Here is an 18,790-nt window from a genome sequence, read left to right on the forward strand (position 1 = left end):
TCAATGCAGTTGTTCCAGCAAGCAAGGAGAACATCTTGAAGATTTTCGTTACCGGTGCCAGCGGTTTTATCGGCGGCTCGATCGCTGCGGGACTCGTGCGCGCCGGACATCGCGTGCGCGGCCTGATCCGCAATCCTGAACACGCCGCCGAACTCGAGCGCCTCGGCATCGAACCGGTGATCGGCACACTCGACGACCGCGCGTTGCTCGTCGCGCAAGCGCAGGCTGCAGACGCCGTCATCAACGCCGCCAGCAGCGATCACCGCGCGGCAGTCGAAGCGCTGATCGAAGGGCTCGCCGGCTCCGGCAAGCCGTTTCTGCATACGAGCGGCTCGAGCATCGTCGGTGATGCGTCGGGCGGCGAAGCCGGCGCGGCCAGGATTTATAGCGAAGACGCGCTGCCCGAACCGACTGCGGATAAAGCGGCGCGTGTCGCAATCGACCGTCTGGTGCTCGAAGCAGCGCAGAAAAATATCCGCTCAGCAGTGCTATGCAACACGCTGATCTACGGTCATGGCGCCGTTGCCGGCAGCGCCAGCGTGCAGTTGCCGCGCCTCGTGCGCCAGGCGCAGAAAAGCGGTGTGGTCCGGCACGTGGGAAGTGGCGGCAACACCTGGTCCAACGTGCATATCGACGACGTGGTCGAGTTATATCGCCTCGCGCTGGAGAAGACCCCAGCCGGCACTTTCTACTTCGTCGAAAGCGGCGAGGCGTCGTTTCGCGACATGACCGCTGCCATCGCCCGCGCGATGAAACTAGGTCCTGCGCAAGACTGGCCGCTCAAGGACGCCGAACAGGAATGGGGTTATGAAATGGCGAACTACGGGCTTGGTTCGAACAGCCGGGTACGTGGCGAACGCGCTCGCAAACTGCTGGGTTGGCAGCCGCAGCGCACGTCGGTGATCGAGTGGATTGAGCGGGAGATGATGTAGCGTCAAAGGTTACTCCAGGGCGTCCACCGAAGGGCGCCCTGGAGAGCAAGTAATCTCTGTAAGCGAAGCTGTTGCGAATCCGTAAGATCAACTCGTTAGAATGCCGCCCAATTGATGGGCCGATTCGACAAAGCGAGTGGCCCCGGAGCCCGGATTCTTCGATGAGCATCGCGCTAAATTTCGATTGGCTGACCAACCTTCTCGCGATTCTCTTCATCGTGGCTTGCCTCTATGACGCGCGCTACGACGAATACGGCACGCTGACCCTGGCGGCGGCGGCGATGGGACTGGTCGTCATGGCCATCGAACTGTTCCTCAGGCCTGCTTTCGAAATGTCCTTATAGCGAGCGGCGCGGATGCTGTCCGCTCAACCGCACGCCGCCTGCTCCACCGCCCTATCCCCTCATCACGAACCGCATGCCGGACAACCGCGCGGCGCGTCCTCGTAGCGATCATGGTGCTTGACCCACTCGCCGAGATTCCTGACTTCGTTACGCCCCTTCGGCGCGATATCCAGATGCGTGTACGTGCCGATAAACGGCTCGCCACCGCGCGCGTAGCTTGAATACGTGTGGAAAATATTGCCGGCCTCGTCCTTGTAGAAAACGCTGTGGCCGGGTGCCTCGTCACCGGAAATCTCCTGCTCTTCGAAGTTGTAGAAGCCTTTGCCGTTTGCGACCTGCTCCGGCGTAAACGACACGTGATAGTCGAAGTTGAAATCGCTCTCATGCGACGAGACCCAGCGAAAGCGCCAGCCCATGCGCTTTTTGAACGCTTCGATCTTCTCGAGCGGTGCGCGCGAAACGGCCATATACGAAACGTCGTGATGCTCGAGATGCGGCAACACGCCATCGATACTGTCCGAGAGAAACGAGCACCCGGGGCAGCCCTCTTTCCATTCCGGGCCCAGCATGAAGTGATAGACGATCAGCTGGCTGCGCCCGTCGAACAGCTCCGCGAGCGTCTTGCGACCCTGCGGCGTATCGAAGGTATAGGTCTTGTCGACCTTGACCCATGGGAGCGCCAGACGCTTGCGGTTGAGCTCGTCGCGTGCGCGTGTGAATGCCTTTTCTTCAGCCAGCAGTGCACGGCGCGCAGCCAGCCATTCTTCTCTTGAGACAGTGCTATGCGGTTCCATCTGCATCTCCTTCCTCAGTGGTCAGGCAAGGTAACGCTCGAGTCCATCCAGCGTGGACGTCCAGCCCTCTGCGTGCTGGTCGCGCGTCTCTTCGTCAAGGAACTGGGCATGCGTCAAGGTAAGCAGTGTGCCGTCACCGTCGGGGCGCAACGCCACCGTCACGAACGACTCGCTCTCCGGCGCCGAGCGCCAGCTCCACGTGAAAACCAGCTTCGCGTCCGCCACGACTTCCAGATAGCGGCCACTGGCTTCGTGTTCCGCGCCGTCCGTGCCGCGCATCACGAGCCGGAAACTACCGCCCTCCCGCGCATCGACTTCAGCGTGAATCATCTCGTTGCCGCTCGGGTGCATCCACTTCAGGATTTGCGCCGGCTGCGTCCAGGCCCGGAAGACTTTGCCGGGCGACGCGTTGAGACGGCGCCGGAGCGTGAGACTGGGACGGGTGGACATGCCTCCTCCTGCTCGACAAAAGCGGCGAGACGATCGAGCTGCTCGCTCCAGAAGCGTTCATAGCGGTTCAACCACAGCATGGCCTGCTCCATGGGCCCCGCGGACAACCGGCACGCCACCGTGCGGCCGGTTTTCGTGCGCGTGACGAGGCCGGCCTCGGACAGCACGTCGAGATGCTTCATCACCGCCGGCAACGACATCTCGAACGGCTGCGCGAGTTCGCTGACCGACAGGTCGAGATGGGTGGACAGGCGCGCGAGCAACGCCCGCCGCGTGGGGTCGGAAAGCGCGGCAAACGTGCGGTCGAGAAGATCTTCTGAAAACTTAACCATGAGGTTAAGTGTAGTCGCGCGATTGTGGATGTCAAGGCGACAGTGCTTGAGGTGCGGGAAAAGATGCGGGAGATGTGCGCAGACCCGTGAGGGTAGCGTGGAGGAAAAAAAGACACGCGGCGCATCACAGCCCAAAAGACTGCAACACGCCGCGTCAAGGGTGGAGATTAAAGCGACTACTCACGCAAGCAGGGCTGCCCAGACCACCCTGCTCACGCGTCAAAACAAGGACTACCAGGGACCGCGGCAAGAGCCGCGATCAGATCGCCCAGCCACCAAGATAGAACGCGGCCAGAACAACTGCGATCGCTACCGTACCGACGTTCAGCTTGCGATACTCGCCGCTCACGACACGGCCGATCACCAGCGTGCTGAAGCCGAGCATGATGCCGGTCACGATGTTGGCGGTCAGCACGATGAAAACCGCGCACACCAGACCCGACATGGAATCGACCATGTCGTCCATATTCAGCTTGCTCACGCTCGACAGCATCAGCAGACCGACGTACATCAGCGCAGGAGCCGTCGCATATGAAGGCACCAGACCGGCGAGCGGCGAGAAGAACATCACGACGAGGAACAGCAGACCGACAACAGCCGCGGCCATCCCCGTCTTCGCGCCTGCTGCGACACCGACGGTCGATTCAATGTAGGCCGCAGCCGGCGCGCCGCCGAGGAAGCCCGAGAAGATCGAGCTGAGTGAGTCCGCCGTCAGCGCACGGCCACCGTTGATGATGCGGCCGTTGGCATCGAGTTGTCCCGCCTGCCCTGCGACAGCGCGGATCGTGCCGGTCGCATCGAACACGGCTGTCATCACCAGCGCCAGCACACTAGGCAGTACTGCCAACGACAAGGCACCCTTGATGTCCATCGCACCGATCAGCGAAGCATGACCCGGCGCGCTCAGCGACGGCAGCGCAAACACGCCGTGATACGTCACCGCCGGATCGATCAGCAGGCCAAGCGCGGAGATCGCGACGATCACGATCAGGATCGAGCCCGGCACGCGACGGCGCACCAGCCCGAAGATCGCAGCCAACCCCGCCACCGACATCAGCGCCGGCAGCGCCGTGATATTGCCGAGCGACACCGGCAGACCCGCACCCGGGTTCTTGACCACGAGCCCAACGTCGTTGGCCGCAATCAGCAGCAGAAACAGCCCGATGCCGATACCCGTGCCGTGCGCCACGCCCGAGGGCAGATTGCGCAGGATCCACGAACGCACGCCCGTCACCGAAATGCCAGTGAAGACGATCCCCATCAGGAACACGGCGCCGAGCGCCACGGTCGGATGCAGGCCCTTGCCGAGCACGAGACCGAAGGCGGTGAAGGCGGTCAGCGAGATCGCGCAGCCAATGGCGATCGGCAGCCTGGCCCAGATGCCCATCAGCAGCGAGCCGAATGCCGTCGTCAAGCACACGGCCACGAATACCGCGCTGGTGTCGAAGCCCGCCTTGCCGAACATGCCCGGCACGACGAACACCGAATAGACCATCGCCAGAAAAGTGGTGACGCCGGCAATGATTTCCTGGCGCTGCGAACTGCCGCGCGAGGAGATTTCAAAGTACCGGTCCAGAAAGCCCTTGGAGTCGAAGCTTTCGACGCCGACATCGGAAATCGGCTGGGCGTGGGGTTCCATCATGATGAGTGCCTCCTTTATCAGCATGCTGAAACAGCCGGGGCACCGGCTGTCATCAGGTTCGTCTCGTTGCGTTTATGTAATGTGGTGGGCAAGGTTTTGAACGTTCGTCGCGGCGGATAGTCTGTGTTTCAGGCCGGCCCGCTTTGATCCGAAGATTCCCGACATCCCTTACAATCGGCCATCTGCTCATCGCGTTAAACCGGCAAAGTCAAACCCGCGTTAGCACCGTTCGTCATTTGCTGTCCCGAAATGTAGGCGAATACCAATATGTCTCCCATCGCATGAATGGCATGCCGGTCATGTCGCGATGCTTATATCGTTTAAGGCACGGCGGCACGCGGCTTCGGCCCGCGTGTTTACACCTACGGTCTGTAACGCATGTGTCGTATGCCTGTGGTCCCGCTTTGCGCGGACCGCAGGCCGGGAGATGTCCCGTCGACGTCGCCGGCCGGCTGCTTTGCAGTGGCCTTGTGCCGGAACGCAGCGTGCAGCGGGTTAAACTCTGAGCCATTCGCCGTTTCAATTGCAGCGGTGGAGAGTGCGGCAAGCCAATCGCACCCTTCGCTCGCGCCCATGGAGTCTTTCTTGATGAGTGGCGGTTTTCGACGTCCAGCTTTCCGTTACCCGATCCTTCTCGTCCTCGCGGCTGTCGCCCTGTCGGGTTGCAGTCTGCTGCGCGGACCGCAGCAGGCGCCGATCACCGAGGCCGTCCCGGATCTCGTCGAACCCGCCAGTTCCACCCTCGTAGCCGGACCGCCTGAGACGACGGTGCAGACGGAAACCAGCAAGCCCGAAACGCCGGCCAAACCCAAGCGCCCGCCTGCGCCGCCGCCGAAGAAGGAGGAACCGCCTCCGCCGCCGGTCGCTACGCCCGCCCCGCCGCCGCCCACGCCTGCGCCGCTGATCGTGACGCGGGTGATCGATCGCAACCAGGCGCACGGACTGCTCGACAGCGAAGTGCAGAAGCCCGACGGCAAGGTCGTGGGACGCGCCGTCGATCTCGTCACCGACCCGAGCGGCAAGCCGATCGAGATGATCGTCAATCTGCAGGGCTTCCTCGGGGTCGGCGACCGCAAGGTCAATTTCCCATGGAACGTATTCCGCTTCACGCCGGGCGCGAAGACCGCGCCCATCACGCTGAATCTCGCTCCGGGTCAGGCGCCGCCGGCCGACCGCGCAAAGGCCGCCGCGGCAGCGGCCGGCACCGCAACCGCCACACGTTTGCCGTTGCTCGACGCCACGGTTGAGCGCCCTAACGGCGCGAAAGTCGGCCGCGTGATCGACGTGCTGATCGACGCCAATGCCCAGCCGCAAGCAGTCGTGCTCGATGTGAGCGGCATGGTGAGCGCCGACCGCCGCACGATTGCGGCGAACTGGTCGGCGCTGCGATTTGCGGTAAAAGACAAGACGCTCTATCCGCTGATGGACCTGAGCGATGCAGCGATCGCCGCGTCGCCGCCGTATGCGTCGGATCAACCGATCCGCGCCGTTTCGCCTGCCCCACCCGCGCCGCCGGCCACGCCTGCGCCTGCGCCCGCCGCCGCTGCATCATCTACCGCGACTGCATCTACCGCACGGGCGGCCCGATGACAGGCCGGCTTATGGTTACAACACGCAGCCTGCGCGCGCTCGACTGGATGAATTTCTTCGTCGCGAACGTGCAGACCGGCTTTGGTCCGTTCATCGCGTCCTACCTCGCCTCGCACAAGTGGACCCAGGGCGAGATCGGTATGGCGCTCTCGGTGGGTACGATCAGCGCGATGGTGAGCCAGGTGCCGGCAGGCGCCGCTGTCGACGCGATGAAGAACAAGAAAGGCGCTGCCGCCTGGGCGATCTTCGCGATTATCTTCTCCGCGGTGCTGCTCGCCAGCAGTCCAACCGTGCTACCCGTGATCGCCGCGGAAGTCTTCCACGGCTTCGCGAGCTGCATGCTGGTGCCGGCCATGGCCGCGATCTCGTTCGCTTTGGTCGGACGCCAGAACCTTGGCGACCGGCTCGGGCGCAATGCGCGCTGGGCGTCTATCGGCAGTGCGATTGCGGCCGGGTTGATGGGGTTATTCGGCGAGTACTTCTCGTCGCGCGCGGTGTTCTGGTTGACCGCTGCGCTCGCCATGCCCGCGCTGATTGCGCTGAGCATGGTGCAGAACACCGGCACCGTCGACGCCATGCCCCAAGCCAAGCCAGTTCCGGACGCGGATGAAAAGCGCGAGAGCCTGCGCGAACTGCTGCGCGACAAGCGCATGCTGATCTTCGCGGCCTGTATCGTGCTGTTCCACCTGTCGAATGCGGCGATGCTCAACCTCGCGGCCGGTGAAGTGACTGCCGGCATGGGAGACAACGTGCAGCTCGTGATTGCGGCCTGCATCATCGTGCCGCAGGCGATCGTGGCGATGATGTCGCCGTGGGTAGGACGTTCGGCACAACGCTGGGGCCGCAGGCCGATCCTGCTGTTCGGCTTCGCTGCGCTGCCGGTTCGCGCGCTGCTGTTTGCCGGAATCAGCAGCCCTTATCTGCTGGTGCCGGTGCAGATGCTCGATGGCTTGAGTGCAGCGGTGTTCGGGGTGATGCTGCCGCTGATCGCTGCAGACGTCGCCGGCGGCAAGGGTCGCTATAACCTGTGTATCGGGCTGTTCGGTCTGGCGGCCGGGATCGGTGCGACGTTGAGCACGGCAGCGGCGGGTTTCATTGCGGACCGGTTCAGCAATACGGTCAGCTTCTTTGGGCTCGCCGCGGCTGGGGCGCTGGCGGTGCTGCTCGTGTGGGCGGCCATGCCGGAGACGCGTGAGAGCGAGACTGTGCCGGAGGCGGAAGGGGTGCCGGAGGCGCGGTAATTACAGTGGGTCTGTTGCGCAGAAAGGCCCGTGTCGCGCGAGCGATACCGGCCTTTTTTGTTTGCATCAGCCAGCCGGTTCAATCCAGTAACTCCGCTGCCCGCTTGCGCAACTCCGTGCCGAAATCGTCCAGCCATCCGATCGACAGCCGCCAGCTCTGCCAGTACAGATCCACATCGACGGGCTTACCGGGCGCCATATCCACGAGTTCGCCGCTCTCGAGATGCGAGGCGATCATCCGCTCCGGACACAGGCCCCACCCCATTCCCGTGGCGCACGCTCTGAGAAAGCCCGCAACGTGAGGAATCCAGTGCAACGGCGGATCGACCTCCGCGCGAGTAATCCGGCGCATAAAGCGCTTCTGCAGCTGATCTTTCGGATTGAAGTCGATGCAAGGCGTGCGCCGCAGCGAATCGCGCGTGACCCCATCGGCGAAGTAGCGCTCGAAGAAATCCGGCGCACACACGGCCAGATAACGCATCCGTCCAAGCCGTACTGACCGGCAACCCTGCACCGGCTCCGCCTGCGTGGTCACCGCGCCCTGCACGCTGCCGTCGCGAATCCGCTGCGCCGTATGATCCTGATCGTCGATGACGAGATCGAGCAGCATCTCCCGCTCCACACAGAACCCCGCCACCGCATCGATAAACCACGTGCCGACGCTGTCATCATTGACCGCCACGCGCAAGGTCGGCCAGGACTCGACCAACGCTCCCGGCAGCGCAGGCAATCGCCCCGTCAGTTCCGATTCGAGCAACTGCACCCGCTCCGTATGGCGGCACAGCAGCGCGCCCGAAGTCGTCGCCACACACGGCTGGCCGCGTTTGACGAGCACGCTGCCCACCCGCTCCTCCAGCAATTTCACACGCTGCGACACCGCCGACGGCGTCACGTTCAGCTCGCTCGCCGCGCGGTCGAACGATCCGTGGCGCACTACAGCAGCCAGCGCATCCAGCAAAGCATAGTCGAGCATTAGCATTCCTTAATCGGCATTAACTGAATTAGCTTCTCTTACGAGCTGGAAAACCGCAGACTAGCGCCAATTCGTCTCATCCGTCTACTGGATCTCTCATGGATTGGCTTGCTTTCTCCCACGGAGCGGCGCTGTGCGCGTCGCTGATCGTCACCATCGGCGCCCAGAACGCCTTTGTGCTGCGCCAGGGCATCATGCGCTCGCACGTCGGCAAGATCGTGCTGCTGTGCGCGGTATCGGACTTCATCCTGATCGGTGCGGGGGTGGGCGGCGCATCGGCGCTGGTCGAGCGCTATCCGGTGTTCGTCCATGCCATGCTGTACGTCGGGCTCGCCTATCTCGCCTGGTTCGGCATCAACGCGTTGCGTCGCGCGTTGCGTCCCGGCCATGCCGTGCTCGATGTCAGCGCGTCCGGTGACCCGGCCAACGCGCCGGCAACCACAGCGACATCCGCACAACGCGCCATGCCGATCATCCTGATGACGCTCGCTTTCACGTGGCTCAACCCGCATGTGTATCTCGACACCTTCCTCCTGATCGGCACCGCCGGCGCCCGCGAAGCACAAACTGGCCGGGTGGCCTTCGCGCTCGGTGCGATGGCGGTCAGCGGCGTGTGGTTCGTCGGCCTCGGCTACGGCGCGCGAGCACTCGCTCCCCTGTTTCGCCGTGCGACGGCCTGGCGCGTACTCGACGGCGCAATCGGCAGCATGGTTCTGCTGCTTGCCGTCACGCAACTGCGCTAGGCCAACGCCAGGCAGAGCGAAGCACTCGGCAAACACGAGGACCTCTACAGGGCAAACAAACGACAATCAGCGGGACAGGAAGCCGTAGAATCGTGCTTCCTGTCCCGCTTTTTTGCCTATTCGCCGCCCTCATGGTCAATCCGACGCACTTCGATCTGCATTCCCTGCGCGTGTTTCTGACGGTCGCCGAAACCGGCAGCCTGACCCGCGCGGCCGAACGCAGCCACATGACGCTCTCCGCCATCAGCAAGCGCATGGCCGATCTCGAACGGGCCACCGACTGCACCCTCCTCGTGCGCCATCCGCGCGGCGTCGAACTCACGCCGGCGGGCCACGGGCTGCTGAATCACGCGCTTCAGGTGCTCGACCAGGTCAACCGCATGGCGAGCGAAATGAGCGACTTTGCCGTCGGCGTACGCGGTCATGTACGGATCTGGGCCAACACATCGGCCATCGTGCAGTTCCTTCCCACCGATCTGCAGCGCTTTCTCGCCGACAACCCGAGCGTCAAGGTCACGCTCGAAGAACGCCTGAGCGGCGAGGTGATCGAAGCGCTCGGCGCGGGCCGCACCGATCTGGGCGTATTCGCGGACAACGTCCCCGCGCCGATGGTGGACAAGCGCGTCTACCGGCGCGATCGGTTGATCATACTGGTCCCCGCGGACCATCCGCTGGCGGGCGTCAAAGAGATCGCCTTTGCCGACACGCTCGAATACGACTACGTCGCCCTGAACGCCGGCAGCTCGTTGCTGCTGCGAATGATGGACGCCGCGCTCGCCGCCGAAAAGCCGCTGCGGCTGCGCATCCAGATGCGCAGTTTCGACGGCATCTGCCGGATGATTGAAGCCGGCCTCGGCATCGGCATGCTGCCCGCCGCGGCAGTGCGCCCGGAAATCCTCGCAGCGGGCCTGCGCGCCGTGCAATTGACCGACACCTGGTCCGAACGCACGCTGTGGATCGGTGCGAAGGACGCCAAGGCGCTCACACCGGAGGCAGCCAGGCTGTTCGATTTCATGGCGGCCATGCCGGCGGCCGCAGGCTGAGCGGCGCCTGGCCGGCAGGCGCCGCTGCGCCCTTTCCACCCGGGAAAGGGTCCGTGAAGAATCCGACATTCCCAGCGCCGCCGCGCTGCGTCACTATCCTGTTCAACGGAACACACACGATGGAGACGCAGCATGGCTGGACCGCTCGACGGGATCCGCGTCCTTGAACTCGGACAACTGATTGCAGGCCCGTTCGCGAGCCGGATGCTCGCCGAATTCGGCGCCGACGTCATCAAGATCGAAACGCCCGTGACGGGCGACCCGCTGCGCAAATGGCGCATGCTGCATGAAGGCACCTCCGTATGGTGGGCAGCGCAATCGCGCAATAAACGTTCGGTGACGCTGAACCTGAGAGACCCTGAAGGCCAGGACATTGCACGACGCCTCGCCGCCGAGGCCGACGTCGTCATCGAAAACTTCCGCCCTGGCGCACTCGAAGGCTGGGGCCTCGGCTGGGACACACTGCATGCACTGAACCCCAGGCTCGTGATGCTGCGCGTCTCCGGCTACGGCCAGACTGGCCCGTATCGCGACCTGCCTGGCTTCGGCGTGATCGGCGAAGCAATGGGCGGCCTGCGTCACCTGAGCGGCGAACCGGGCCGCACACCGGTGCGCGTCGGCGTGTCGATCGGCGATTCGCTCGCCGCCCTGCATGGCGTGATCGGCATCCTGCTGGCGTTGCGTCATCGCGACCAGAACGGCGGTGAAGGCCAGATGGTCGATGTCGCCCTGTACGAATCAGTCTTCAACATGATGGAGAGCCTGCTGCCCGAATACTCCGTGTTCGGCGCGGTCCGCCAGGCGGCGGGCAGCAGCCTGCCAGGCATTGCGCCGAGCAATGCCTACCGCTGCCGCGACGGCAAATTCGCGCTGATTGCCGGCAACGGTGACAGCATCTTCCGGCGTCTGATGGAAGTGATCGAGCGCCCCGACCTCGGTGAGGATCCGGCGCTCGCGCAAAACGATGGCCGGGTCGCGAACGTCGAACGGATCGATGCAGCCATAAGCGCCTGGACGGAACAGCGTTCGCTTGACGAAGTGCTGGCGCATCTGAACGAAGCGCGCATTCCGGCCGGCAAGATCTACGATGTCGCCGACATTGCCGCCGATCCGCACTACCGTGCCCGCGAAATGATCGTGGATAGCACGCTCGCCGACGGCACACCGGTGCAAGTCCCCGGCGTTTTGCCGAAACTGAACGCCACTCCGGGCACGATCCGCACACTCGCGCCCGAACTCGGCCAGCATACCGATGAGGTGCTCGCCACCCTCGGCCTGGACGACGCCAAACGCGCTGCGCTGCGCGAACGCGGCATCATCTGAACAAGCATTCAGGAGACCTTCGATGAACGCCACCCGCCCTCGCCTGTACATCCAGGAAGTCGCCACCCGCGACGGCTTCCAGAACGAAGCCCGCTTCATTGAAACCGACGACAAGGTTGCCTTGATCGATCGACTGAGTGCCTGCGGTTTCGCCAAGATCGAAGTGACTTCGTTCACCTCGCCGCGCGCCATTCCGGCGCTGCGCGATGCCGAAGCGGTAATGCATCGTATCGAGCGCCGCGCCGGTGTGGTCTATACCGTGCTGGTGCCGAACGTGCGAGGTGCCGAACGCGCGTTGTCATGCGACGTCGACGAAGTCAATCTGGTGATGTCGGTCAGCGAAAGCCACAATCGGGCAAATCTGCGCATGAGCCGGGAAGAATCGTTCGCACAACTGCGGGATGTGATCAAAGTAGTGAGCCGCACGCGAGTCGCGATTAACGTGTCGCTGTCGACCGCGTTTGGCTGCCCCATGGAGGGCGACGTTGCGGAAGACGAAGTGCTGAGCTGGGTTGCGCGCTTCGCCACGCTCGGCGTGCACGGGGTCACGCTGTGCGACACGACCGGCATGGCGTATCCCAACCAGGTCCGGCAACTGGCACAACGCACGCGCGATGAATTCGCCGGACTGGAAACCACACTGCACTTTCACAACACGCGGGGGATGGCGCTCGCCAATACGCTGGCTGCATTGGACGCGGGCATCGACCGCTTCGACGCCTCGCTGGGCGGCCTGGGCGGTTGTCCCTATGCACCGGGCGCGACGGGGAACGTGTGCACCGAAGAACTCGTGCACATGCTGGAACTGAACGGCTACGATACCGGTGTCGATCTAAGCCAGGTGTTGCAGGCTGCCGCATATTTGCCAAGGCTGATCGGCCACGACGTGCCGAGCCAGTTGCTCAAGGCCGGTCGGCGGCTCGATCTGCATCCGGCTCCGGATGCGGGTGAGCAGCGTCCTTCCGCGGCCTGAACGGCGGCGTTCCGCTCGTCAGGGCTGCGCGCCCGGTATCTCGTCAGGGCAGATTCCCGCACGTCCGACTCCAACGGTCTGCAGCGCGCCGTCTGCCACATACGGCACCAAACCGTCCTTGCAGATTTTCAGCACGGTGTCGCGCGTGCATTGTTCGTCGCCGGGAGCACAGTAGTCGATTGCGATCACTGGCAACTCATATTTTTCGCTCACAACCCTCGCCTGCCCCAGCAGCCAGTCGCGGTCTGCCTGTGACACCGTCGTATAACGCTGGTTCGGCTGATCCCAGCCGCTGTAGAGCGATTCGAAAGCCACCGCGTACACGAGATCGTGCACCTGCGGCAGGATCTCGAAGCCGCGGTTAAACATCAATCTGGCTCGTGGATAGCGCTTCTTGATCGCGCGGATCACCTCCACCAGTCCCGCTTGCTGGCGGGCGCGGTCTGCATCGGTCTTGGCGATCAGTTGATACGAATCGAGCGTATCCAGAAAGAAGCCGCGATAGCCTTTACGCCAGAGCGGCGCAATCACCTGCTTCACATAGAACGCTGGCCAGCCGGGTGCGTCCTGATCGACGACCTTCGACGCCCACGCGGGGTTATTGCCAGCCAGCCAGTCCTGCGGCATCGCCGCGTAGTAGTCGCGTTGCGGCGTGACTTCGCCGACGCTGACGTACGCGAACCAGGCGATATGACGATTATGCTGGATTGCAGGATCGAGGTTGCTATCCGGCTCGACCACCACCACATCGAATCCGGACAGTGCCTCGACAGGTACCTTGTCACCGTAAAAGAACGCCACTGAGGGCTGCATGGAAGCATTCGCCGCCGTGGCGGCGTGACTCCCCGCGCTAGCGGCGCTCTGGGCTTGCGCGAGAGGTCCCAGTCCGGCGGCCGTGCCGAAGCAGGCCACCCAGGCAGCGAAGCGGCACAACGCGCGCACCATAAACATTCGCATCCCGCACTATCAGTTATGCAGCATGTAGGTTTCGTATTCGAGTTTGGCGAACTTGCGATCCAGCGTCAGCACCGCGCCGACTACCAGAATCAGCAGCGCCAAAGCAAAACCATACCCATACGTATTGGGACTCATCTGCAACGTGATCCACGTCAGCGCGCCGTTGAGCACCACAAACGCCACACACAGCTTCAACACCGTACGTCGTGCATCCAGATAGAAGAACACGTTCAGGAGACCCAACAGCACCACCTGCAGACTGGCCGCAATCACGTCGACGGTGAGAAGCGGCATGTACAGCGGCGAGATATTCAGCGCCGCGAGCACGTTCGACCCGAAAGCGAAAATCAGCAGCAGCACGACAACCTGAATCTTGATGATCTCATACAGACCCGCACGCACGCTGCCCACCATCATGTCGCGCATATCGTTGATGTGGCGCAGCGTCGCGCCGCTGCGCACGGCATCGTAGAACGCGTCGTAATACTCGACGAAGTCCGCCTCGATACGCACCAGGAAGGTCGCCATGCCAGGCATCACGCACACATAGGCGATGAACACCGGGATATCGTAGATCACCGATGCATGCAGCGGCCCGATGACCGGCGCGCCCGTGCCTGGCGAATACCAGAACATGAACTTGTCGAGCCACACGCCGAGATTGAAGAACAGCCCCACCAGCGCGAGCGTCGGATAAGCGAAGCGCTTGTCGAACACCTCGAAGGAAATCAGCCGGCCGCTGCGGTAGTTACGGTAGATCAATCCGGACAGACCGCCCAGCAACACCAGGTGGCCCGCAACAAAGCCGCCGAGCAGCCCCGACAGGCCGTGCCGGTTGAGCATCAGCGCGAACGCGACGGTGCAGCCGTAGCCGATCAGAAACACAAACAGGATCTGCCGGTACTGCTTGACGCTGGAGAGAAAAATCACGGCGATCCAGATGTTGCTGATCACCACGAAACCGGCCACCATCAGCACGCGATAGGCCAAAGGCTCGCTCTTGAACCCCACCAGCATCGCCACTACGCCCACCAGCCCGGAAGCGATCGTGCTGACCAGCACGACCCCGTTGTAGTTCGACAGCACCAGATCGTCGCGCTTTTCAAACAGGCGGTCGGAGATGAAACGCGTAAACGACAGTTGCAGCGGACCCGTCAAAATCAGGCTCAGCGCAATCAGATACGTCACCGATATCTGAAACTGCACGATCGCGTATTTCGGTATCACGAACGCGAGGCTCATCACCCCGATGATCAGGATACCGAAGATCGACAGGATCAACGGCCCCGAGCTGATCAGGCCCGCGTAGGCATAAGCCCGCGCGACACCGAACAGCGTGTCGTGCTTGAGGATCTTGCGCAGTTCGAAACCAATCCCGGCCATTAGCGTGTCTCCCCGGCTTGAGCGGTGCGCGGGCCCGTCTGCGCGCCATGGTGCACCGGGCAGCCGCCCGCGGCTGCGTTGCGCGAGCCGCGCGGAACATCCGGGGCCGCTGCGAGCTTCTCGTACAGGGTCCGGTAGCTGTCGGTCATCTGCGCCTTCGTGTAATAGCGGCGCACCCGTGCGAGGCCAGCCTGCTGCGCGGCCTGCCAGCGGGCGTCGTCGTTCAGCAGCGCCACCACGGCCTGCGCGAAGGCGGCCGGATTGGCGATCTGCACCACTGCGCCCGCACTGCCGAGCGCGCGGTCTTCCTCATCGAGTCCTTCGATCATCTGGCGGCATGCGCCGACATCAGTCGTGATGGACGGAATACCGGCTGCAAACCCTTCCAGCACGACCAGTGGCAACGCCTCGCTGATCGACGTGAGGGCGATGACGTCGATTTTCGGCAGCACATCGTCGATGCGCTGAAAGCCGAGGAACTTCACGTTTTCTGCCAGCCCCAGACTCTCCACCAGCGCACGGCATTCGAGCGCGTAAGCCGGATCTTCTTCTTCCGGCCCGATGATCCAGCCTTCGATCTCGGGCATGCTGCGCGAAGCCACGAACATGGCGCGAATAAACGTCTTGATGTCCTTGATCGGCACCACCCGGCCGATCAGCGCGACCACCTTGTGCGGCCCTGCCTTGCGCTGCTCGACAAGCGGTGCAAGGCCGTCGACGTCCACGCCATTCGGAATGCTGCGGGTGCGCTCGGCAACCGCGCCGTCTGCGACCTGGCGCAAGCGGTTCGTTTCGTACAGGGCGACGATGTCGTCGGCGGCGTCGTACGCGAGCTTGCCGATCGCCTCGAAAAAGCGCACCCAGAGTTCGCGGAAATAGCTGATACGCGAGATGTCACGCTCGAATGCGCCGCGATTGTCGCGAATCCACTGACTCTGCAACAGATCGATCTTGCGCTCTTTCGTGTAGATACCGTGCTCGGAAATCAGCAGCGGCCGCCCCGTGCGGTAGTGCAGCAGCGCACCGAGAAAGCCTGCGTACCCCGTCGAAATGGTGTGATAGACCTTCGCCGGTATCAGCTTCTCGGCGACGTTCGCGAGTAACCACAACGGCTTGTGCATGATCCGCACGGTCCAGAAGTAGTCGGTAAACGACGGGTCGGTGCAGTGCTTTTCGTACTGCTCGACGATGAACTCCCACGACTGGCGGCTCGCCAGAAACTGCGCTTCGTTGAGCGCGCCGTGTTCGCCGAGCGTCGGCACCATCTCGGCCATCAGCTTGCCCACATCCGCACCGCGCACGTCGCGCAATGCCGCGTGCAGTTCGGCCGACTTCGCAAACGCCGCGGCGTCGCCTTCAATCTCGCGCGGCCGGCTGGCGTCTACGGAAGCCGTCTCATACAGGTAATGGGTCTCGAAGTGCACGACGTTGTCGGGCAACTTGTAGGCGGCACCGTGATAGTCCTGCTCGCGGCTGCCGATAAAGACAATCGCAAAGCGCGTCTGCGGGTACGCGCGCAGCATTTCGTTGACCCAGCTCGACACCCCGCCCCGCACAAACGGGAAGGTGCCTTCCAGCAGCAGGCAGACATCGGCATCGGCGGCACGCCGCATCAAGGACTCTTTCATGATGACCAGTAAGTCACAGCAGGTTTGAGCGTCGGCAGCGCTGCGGCATTGCCGAGCGTCGCGAGCCATTGACTGGTTTGGGCGTAGTCGCCGCGCAGGAACGCCACTTCGGCGAGCCATGGTGTCAGGCGTTCACGCGGAAAGCCCAGTTCGAGGGCGCGTTCCATGTACTGTCCCGCTTCATCGGGGCGGCCTTCGGCAAGCGCGAGGCGGCCGCGAATCAGCCACAGCGCCGCGTCCTTGTCGTCGGTAGCGAGCGCATCGCGTGCGTAGCGGTCGGCCTGCTCGAGCGTATGGCGATACACCGCGCCCTGCACGAGGTTCTGATAGACCAGCTCGAAATACAGTTCGGCGAGGCGCCGGTTGATCGCATGGCGCTCGCTGTCGTCCTTCGCCTGTTCGAGGGCTTTAGCGGTCGTGAAGATCTTCTGCATGATCTCGTTCTCGGCCTGGTCCAGCGTGCCGTAAGCAATCAGACGCACGTCCTCGATCGGATCGGCCAGCAGATCGCGCAACAGTGTGCCCGTGGTGCGGGTGGGCATGCTCTGGATTGCGACGAGTGCGGTAAGCCGGTCGGTCGACGAGACCTGCGTGTTGATCAGGCGCGCCTGCAGCCGGGCTCCGCCACCGTGCGAAACACGCGAGACGAGGTAGCTGACGAATTCGGGGCGCGGCACATCGGTCAGTTGATCGCTGTCTCTCGTGCCGGGGAACCACGCAGCCCAGATACAGCTCGCCAGCAGGACGAAGCCGGCGCCGAGCGGCACGAACGTGCACAGCACCCACAGCAGCAGGAGCGTCCAGAAGCGCGGCTCGCGGTAACGCGACGGCAGCATCACGCGCAGCAGCAGCGCCTGCACGAGCGCAACCAGCGCCTGCGCGACAAAGCCGGCCAGCAGCGGATCGACGCCCGCAGGTGCGCGCAGGAAGCTCAGGTACGCGAAGTATTCCACCAGCACATAGCCGGCGAACGACAGCACGTTGACGAGGGCGGAAATGAGCTTAGACATCGAGGCCGCTACGCTTGAGAAGGCGCTGCAGCGCCGGACCGGGATCCATGGTGCCCAGATGCAGCGTATGCACGCCGACGCGGGCGCTCTCCAGATTCAGGTTGAACTGGGCCGAGAGGCTGCCTTCGATACGGGCGAGATAACCGTCGATGCCGGTCGTGTCCGTTGCAGGCATGAGGTTGACCAGCACCGACTGCGACGCCGTTTGCACCGGCCACATCAGGTCGAGCGCGCGACGGCGGCGAATCACGTGTTCGAACAGCGAGTCGCCCGCTTCGTCGCGCGGGAACGCCAGCGCGACCATCGACGAAGCGATTCCGGCGTCGCGCTGCAGACGCGTCAGGCGTCCAAGGTCGAGCGCGAAATCGTACGGACAGCCAGGCACAGCGGCAAGGATGCCCTGCACGAGGCCCGAGTGCTCCACGCCGTCCGCGTAATAGCCGAGCAGCACCAGCAGCAGTTGCAGGTTATCGAAGTTCAGCGACAGGAACGGCATGCGCTTGATCACCAGCACCGCCAGCAACTGGCCGTCGGCGCTGACCAGCGGCGCGCACACCAGGTATTGCGACTGGGCGACGGGGATATCCTCGCTTTTCAGATGCGCGACGCTCATCGTGCTGATAGCGTGCGTGACAAGCTCGTCGTCCGGCGCGAGCGCGAAGTCATCGCCCACGCGGGCAGCAGCCTCGCGGCCGACCTGGCCGTTGCGCACCGGGAACAGCGCCGCGACTTCGATCTGGCATACCTGGGCGACAAATTCGAGCAGACCATGCGCGCCCGGCAACGCGCGCAACGAAGCAGGAGGTGTGACGGCGTCCTGAGCGCCGCTCTCTCCCAGCACCGACAGACGTCGCAACTCGGTAATCGAATCGCGCAGCGTGGTGGGCCGGGACAGCAGATCTTTTTCGAGCCGCTCGTGCGACAGGCGCATCAGATAGTGGCTGTTGGTGATCGCCACGAGACGGTCGTTCAGGTAATCATTGATGGTCGAAGCACGCGCGGCGCGATGGCCCCACGTATCGCCGAAGTGACCCGCGACGATGGTCTGCAGCAGCCCGCCGGTGAAGAACATCAGGGGCCACGGCTGGCCGTGGCTGCCGCCCAGCAGATACCATGCGCCCACCGTCATCGCGCTCGCCAGCAGTCCGAGCAACGTGCCGTAGCGCAGCGCGATCACGAACGGCGCGAACCACAACCACGGGAAACCCGAATTCAGCAGCAGCGGATCCGTACGGTCGAACGCCCAGCACAGCCCGAACACCACGAGCATGAAGATGATCGTTTCGACAATGGCGAAGGGCCGTGTAACAGCGGGCGCGACCAGCCGACGCACGGCGCCAAGGTTGCCGAACGGATTCGAGTGGCGCGGTTTCGACGCGGCGGCGCCGGTTTGCGCGGTAGCGGTAGCTGTATTCACGGCGTGTTCCTCATG

18 protein-coding genes are annotated in these 18,790 nt (G+C 63.5%); 8 read left to right on the top strand and 10 right to left on the bottom strand.

Going from position 1 to position 18,790, the window contains the following annotated elements; translation table 11 throughout:
• The first annotated feature begins 35 nt into the window (after positions 1–35).
• Together P3T17_RS15180 and P3T17_RS15185 are read left to right on the top strand one after the other, a co-directional pair.
• Positions 36–932 (top strand): NAD-dependent epimerase/dehydratase family protein, encoded by an 897-nt coding sequence (locus tag P3T17_RS15180; RefSeq protein ID WP_429407594.1) that lies wholly within the window; start codon positions 36–38, stop codon positions 930–932.
• 161 nt (positions 933–1,093) lie between these two features.
• A complete protein-coding gene (locus P3T17_RS15185; RefSeq protein WP_074265062.1) occupies positions 1,094–1,276 on the top strand; it encodes a hypothetical protein in 183 nt (60 codons plus the stop codon).
• Between the two features lie 62 nt (positions 1,277–1,338).
• Here P3T17_RS15185 and P3T17_RS15190 read toward each other — a convergent pair whose 3' ends face one another.
• The 4 genes from P3T17_RS15190 to P3T17_RS15205 all read right to left on the bottom strand — a co-directional run bounded on the left by P3T17_RS15190 (position 1,339) and on the right by P3T17_RS15205 (position 4,494).
• Positions 1,339–2,070 carry a DUF899 domain-containing protein gene (locus P3T17_RS15190; protein ID WP_429407596.1) on the bottom strand — a complete coding sequence of 244 codons (732 nt, stop codon included), beginning with the start codon at positions 2,068–2,070 and terminating at the stop codon, positions 1,339–1,341.
• Between the two features lie 21 nt (positions 2,071–2,091).
• Entirely contained in the window at positions 2,092–2,520 is a 429-nt protein-coding gene (locus P3T17_RS15195; protein ID WP_429407598.1) for an SRPBCC family protein, read from the bottom strand.
• Positions 2,427–2,852, bottom strand: a complete 426-nt coding sequence (locus P3T17_RS15200; RefSeq protein WP_429407600.1) for an ArsR/SmtB family transcription factor — start codon at positions 2,850–2,852, stop codon at positions 2,427–2,429. Before P3T17_RS15200 ends, P3T17_RS15195 begins: the two co-directional genes overlap by 94 nt.
• 259 nt (positions 2,853–3,111) lie before the next feature.
• Positions 3,112–4,494 carry an NCS2 family permease gene (locus tag P3T17_RS15205; protein ID WP_429407602.1) on the bottom strand — a complete coding sequence of 461 codons (1,383 nt, stop codon included), beginning with the start codon at positions 4,492–4,494 and terminating at the stop codon, positions 3,112–3,114.
• A 588-nt stretch (positions 4,495–5,082) separates the two neighbouring features.
• Here P3T17_RS15205 and P3T17_RS15210 point away from each other — a divergent pair.
• Both P3T17_RS15210 and P3T17_RS15215 read left to right on the top strand, forming a co-directional pair.
• A complete protein-coding gene (locus tag P3T17_RS15210; protein WP_429407604.1) occupies positions 5,083–6,084 on the top strand; it encodes a PRC-barrel domain-containing protein in 1,002 nt (333 codons plus the stop codon).
• Complete coding sequence (locus P3T17_RS15215; RefSeq protein ID WP_074265068.1) at positions 6,081–7,325, top strand: MFS transporter; 1,245 nt, start codon at positions 6,081–6,083, stop codon at positions 7,323–7,325. Before P3T17_RS15210 ends, P3T17_RS15215 begins: the two co-directional genes overlap by 4 nt.
• A gap of 79 nt (positions 7,326–7,404) precedes the next feature.
• Here P3T17_RS15215 and P3T17_RS15220 read toward each other — a convergent pair whose 3' ends face one another.
• Positions 7,405–8,298 (bottom strand): LysR family transcriptional regulator ArgP, encoded by an 894-nt coding sequence (locus P3T17_RS15220; RefSeq protein ID WP_074265069.1) that lies wholly within the window; start codon positions 8,296–8,298, stop codon positions 7,405–7,407.
• 98 nt (positions 8,299–8,396) lie between these two features.
• Between P3T17_RS15220 and P3T17_RS15225 the strand changes: the two genes are divergently transcribed.
• The 4 genes from P3T17_RS15225 to P3T17_RS15240 all read left to right on the top strand — a co-directional run bounded on the left by P3T17_RS15225 (position 8,397) and on the right by P3T17_RS15240 (position 12,380).
• Positions 8,397–9,041, top strand: a complete 645-nt coding sequence (locus P3T17_RS15225; protein ID WP_429407606.1) for a LysE/ArgO family amino acid transporter — start codon at positions 8,397–8,399, stop codon at positions 9,039–9,041.
• Positions 9,042–9,172: 131 nt separating this feature from the next.
• Positions 9,173–10,084, top strand: coding sequence for a LysR family transcriptional regulator (locus tag P3T17_RS15230; RefSeq protein ID WP_429407608.1), 912 nt, complete (start codon positions 9,173–9,175; stop codon positions 10,082–10,084).
• Between the two features lie 132 nt (positions 10,085–10,216).
• Entirely contained in the window at positions 10,217–11,407 is a 1,191-nt protein-coding gene (locus P3T17_RS15235; protein ID WP_429407609.1) for a CaiB/BaiF CoA transferase family protein, read from the top strand.
• A 22-nt stretch (positions 11,408–11,429) separates the two neighbouring features.
• Positions 11,430–12,380, top strand: coding sequence for a hydroxymethylglutaryl-CoA lyase (locus P3T17_RS15240; protein ID WP_429407611.1), 951 nt, complete (start codon positions 11,430–11,432; stop codon positions 12,378–12,380).
• Positions 12,381–12,398: 18 nt separating this feature from the next.
• Here the strand turns inward: P3T17_RS15240 and P3T17_RS15245 are convergent, their stop codons facing one another.
• Genes P3T17_RS15245 through P3T17_RS15265 form a run of 5 tightly spaced genes read right to left on the bottom strand, consistent with a single transcriptional unit; the run spans position 12,399 to position 18,775 of the window.
• Positions 12,399–13,337 (bottom strand): endo alpha-1,4 polygalactosaminidase, encoded by a 939-nt coding sequence (locus P3T17_RS15245; RefSeq protein ID WP_429407613.1) that lies wholly within the window; start codon positions 13,335–13,337, stop codon positions 12,399–12,401.
• A gap of 9 nt (positions 13,338–13,346) precedes the next feature.
• The gene (pelG, locus tag P3T17_RS15250; protein ID WP_074265075.1) at positions 13,347–14,720 is read right to left on the bottom strand and encodes an exopolysaccharide Pel transporter PelG; all 1,374 of its coding nucleotides are present in this window, start codon (positions 14,718–14,720) and stop codon (positions 13,347–13,349) included.
• Positions 14,720–16,348, bottom strand: coding sequence for a GT4 family glycosyltransferase PelF (gene pelF, locus P3T17_RS15255; protein WP_429407614.1), 1,629 nt, complete (start codon positions 16,346–16,348; stop codon positions 14,720–14,722). The genes pelG and pelF overlap by 1 nt, the downstream gene beginning before the upstream one ends.
• Positions 16,345–17,358 (bottom strand): tetratricopeptide repeat protein, encoded by a 1,014-nt coding sequence (locus P3T17_RS15260; RefSeq protein ID WP_429407616.1) that lies wholly within the window; start codon positions 17,356–17,358, stop codon positions 16,345–16,347. The genes pelF and P3T17_RS15260 overlap by 4 nt, the downstream gene beginning before the upstream one ends.
• Positions 17,351–18,775 carry a PelD GGDEF domain-containing protein gene (locus P3T17_RS15265; RefSeq protein WP_429407617.1) on the bottom strand — a complete coding sequence of 475 codons (1,425 nt, stop codon included), beginning with the start codon at positions 18,773–18,775 and terminating at the stop codon, positions 17,351–17,353. The genes P3T17_RS15260 and P3T17_RS15265 overlap by 8 nt, the downstream gene beginning before the upstream one ends.
• Positions 18,776–18,790: the final 15 nt, after the last annotated feature.

It is taken from the genome of Paraburkholderia sp. GAS82 (assembly GCF_050436285.1).
Lineage (GTDB): Bacteria > Pseudomonadota > Gammaproteobacteria > Burkholderiales > Burkholderiaceae > Paraburkholderia > Paraburkholderia phenazinium_B.

What these genes read in the sequence shown, in the direction of transcription:
- pelF (WP_429407614.1), bottom strand. Translation starts at nt 16,348, where the DNA reads ATGAAAGAGTCCTTGATGCGGCGTGCCGCCGATGCCGATGTCTGCCTG.
- P3T17_RS15205 (WP_429407602.1), bottom strand. Translation starts at nt 4,494, where the DNA reads ATGATGGAACCCCACGCCCAGCCGATTTCCGATGTCGGCGTCGAAAGC.
- P3T17_RS15215 (WP_074265068.1), top strand. Translation starts at nt 6,081, where the DNA reads ATGACAGGCCGGCTTATGGTTACAACACGCAGCCTGCGCGCGCTCGAC.
- P3T17_RS15235 (WP_429407609.1), top strand. Translation starts at nt 10,217, where the DNA reads ATGGCTGGACCGCTCGACGGGATCCGCGTCCTTGAACTCGGACAACTG.
- P3T17_RS15230 (WP_429407608.1), top strand. Translation starts at nt 9,173, where the DNA reads ATGGTCAATCCGACGCACTTCGATCTGCATTCCCTGCGCGTGTTTCTG.
- P3T17_RS15185 (WP_074265062.1), top strand. Translation starts at nt 1,094, where the DNA reads ATGAGCATCGCGCTAAATTTCGATTGGCTGACCAACCTTCTCGCGATT.
- P3T17_RS15240 (WP_429407611.1), top strand. Translation starts at nt 11,430, where the DNA reads ATGAACGCCACCCGCCCTCGCCTGTACATCCAGGAAGTCGCCACCCGC.
- P3T17_RS15260 (WP_429407616.1), bottom strand. Translation starts at nt 17,358, where the DNA reads ATGTCTAAGCTCATTTCCGCCCTCGTCAACGTGCTGTCGTTCGCCGGC.
- P3T17_RS15200 (WP_429407600.1), bottom strand. Translation starts at nt 2,852, where the DNA reads ATGGTTAAGTTTTCAGAAGATCTTCTCGACCGCACGTTTGCCGCGCTT.
- P3T17_RS15210 (WP_429407604.1), top strand. Translation starts at nt 5,083, where the DNA reads ATGAGTGGCGGTTTTCGACGTCCAGCTTTCCGTTACCCGATCCTTCTC.
- P3T17_RS15225 (WP_429407606.1), top strand. Translation starts at nt 8,397, where the DNA reads ATGGATTGGCTTGCTTTCTCCCACGGAGCGGCGCTGTGCGCGTCGCTG.
- P3T17_RS15220 (WP_074265069.1), bottom strand. Translation starts at nt 8,298, where the DNA reads ATGCTCGACTATGCTTTGCTGGATGCGCTGGCTGCTGTAGTGCGCCAC.
- P3T17_RS15195 (WP_429407598.1), bottom strand. Translation starts at nt 2,520, where the DNA reads ATGTCCACCCGTCCCAGTCTCACGCTCCGGCGCCGTCTCAACGCGTCG.
- P3T17_RS15245 (WP_429407613.1), bottom strand. Translation starts at nt 13,337, where the DNA reads ATGCGAATGTTTATGGTGCGCGCGTTGTGCCGCTTCGCTGCCTGGGTG.
- pelG (WP_074265075.1), bottom strand. Translation starts at nt 14,720, where the DNA reads ATGGCCGGGATTGGTTTCGAACTGCGCAAGATCCTCAAGCACGACACG.
- P3T17_RS15190 (WP_429407596.1), bottom strand. Translation starts at nt 2,070, where the DNA reads ATGGAACCGCATAGCACTGTCTCAAGAGAAGAATGGCTGGCTGCGCGC.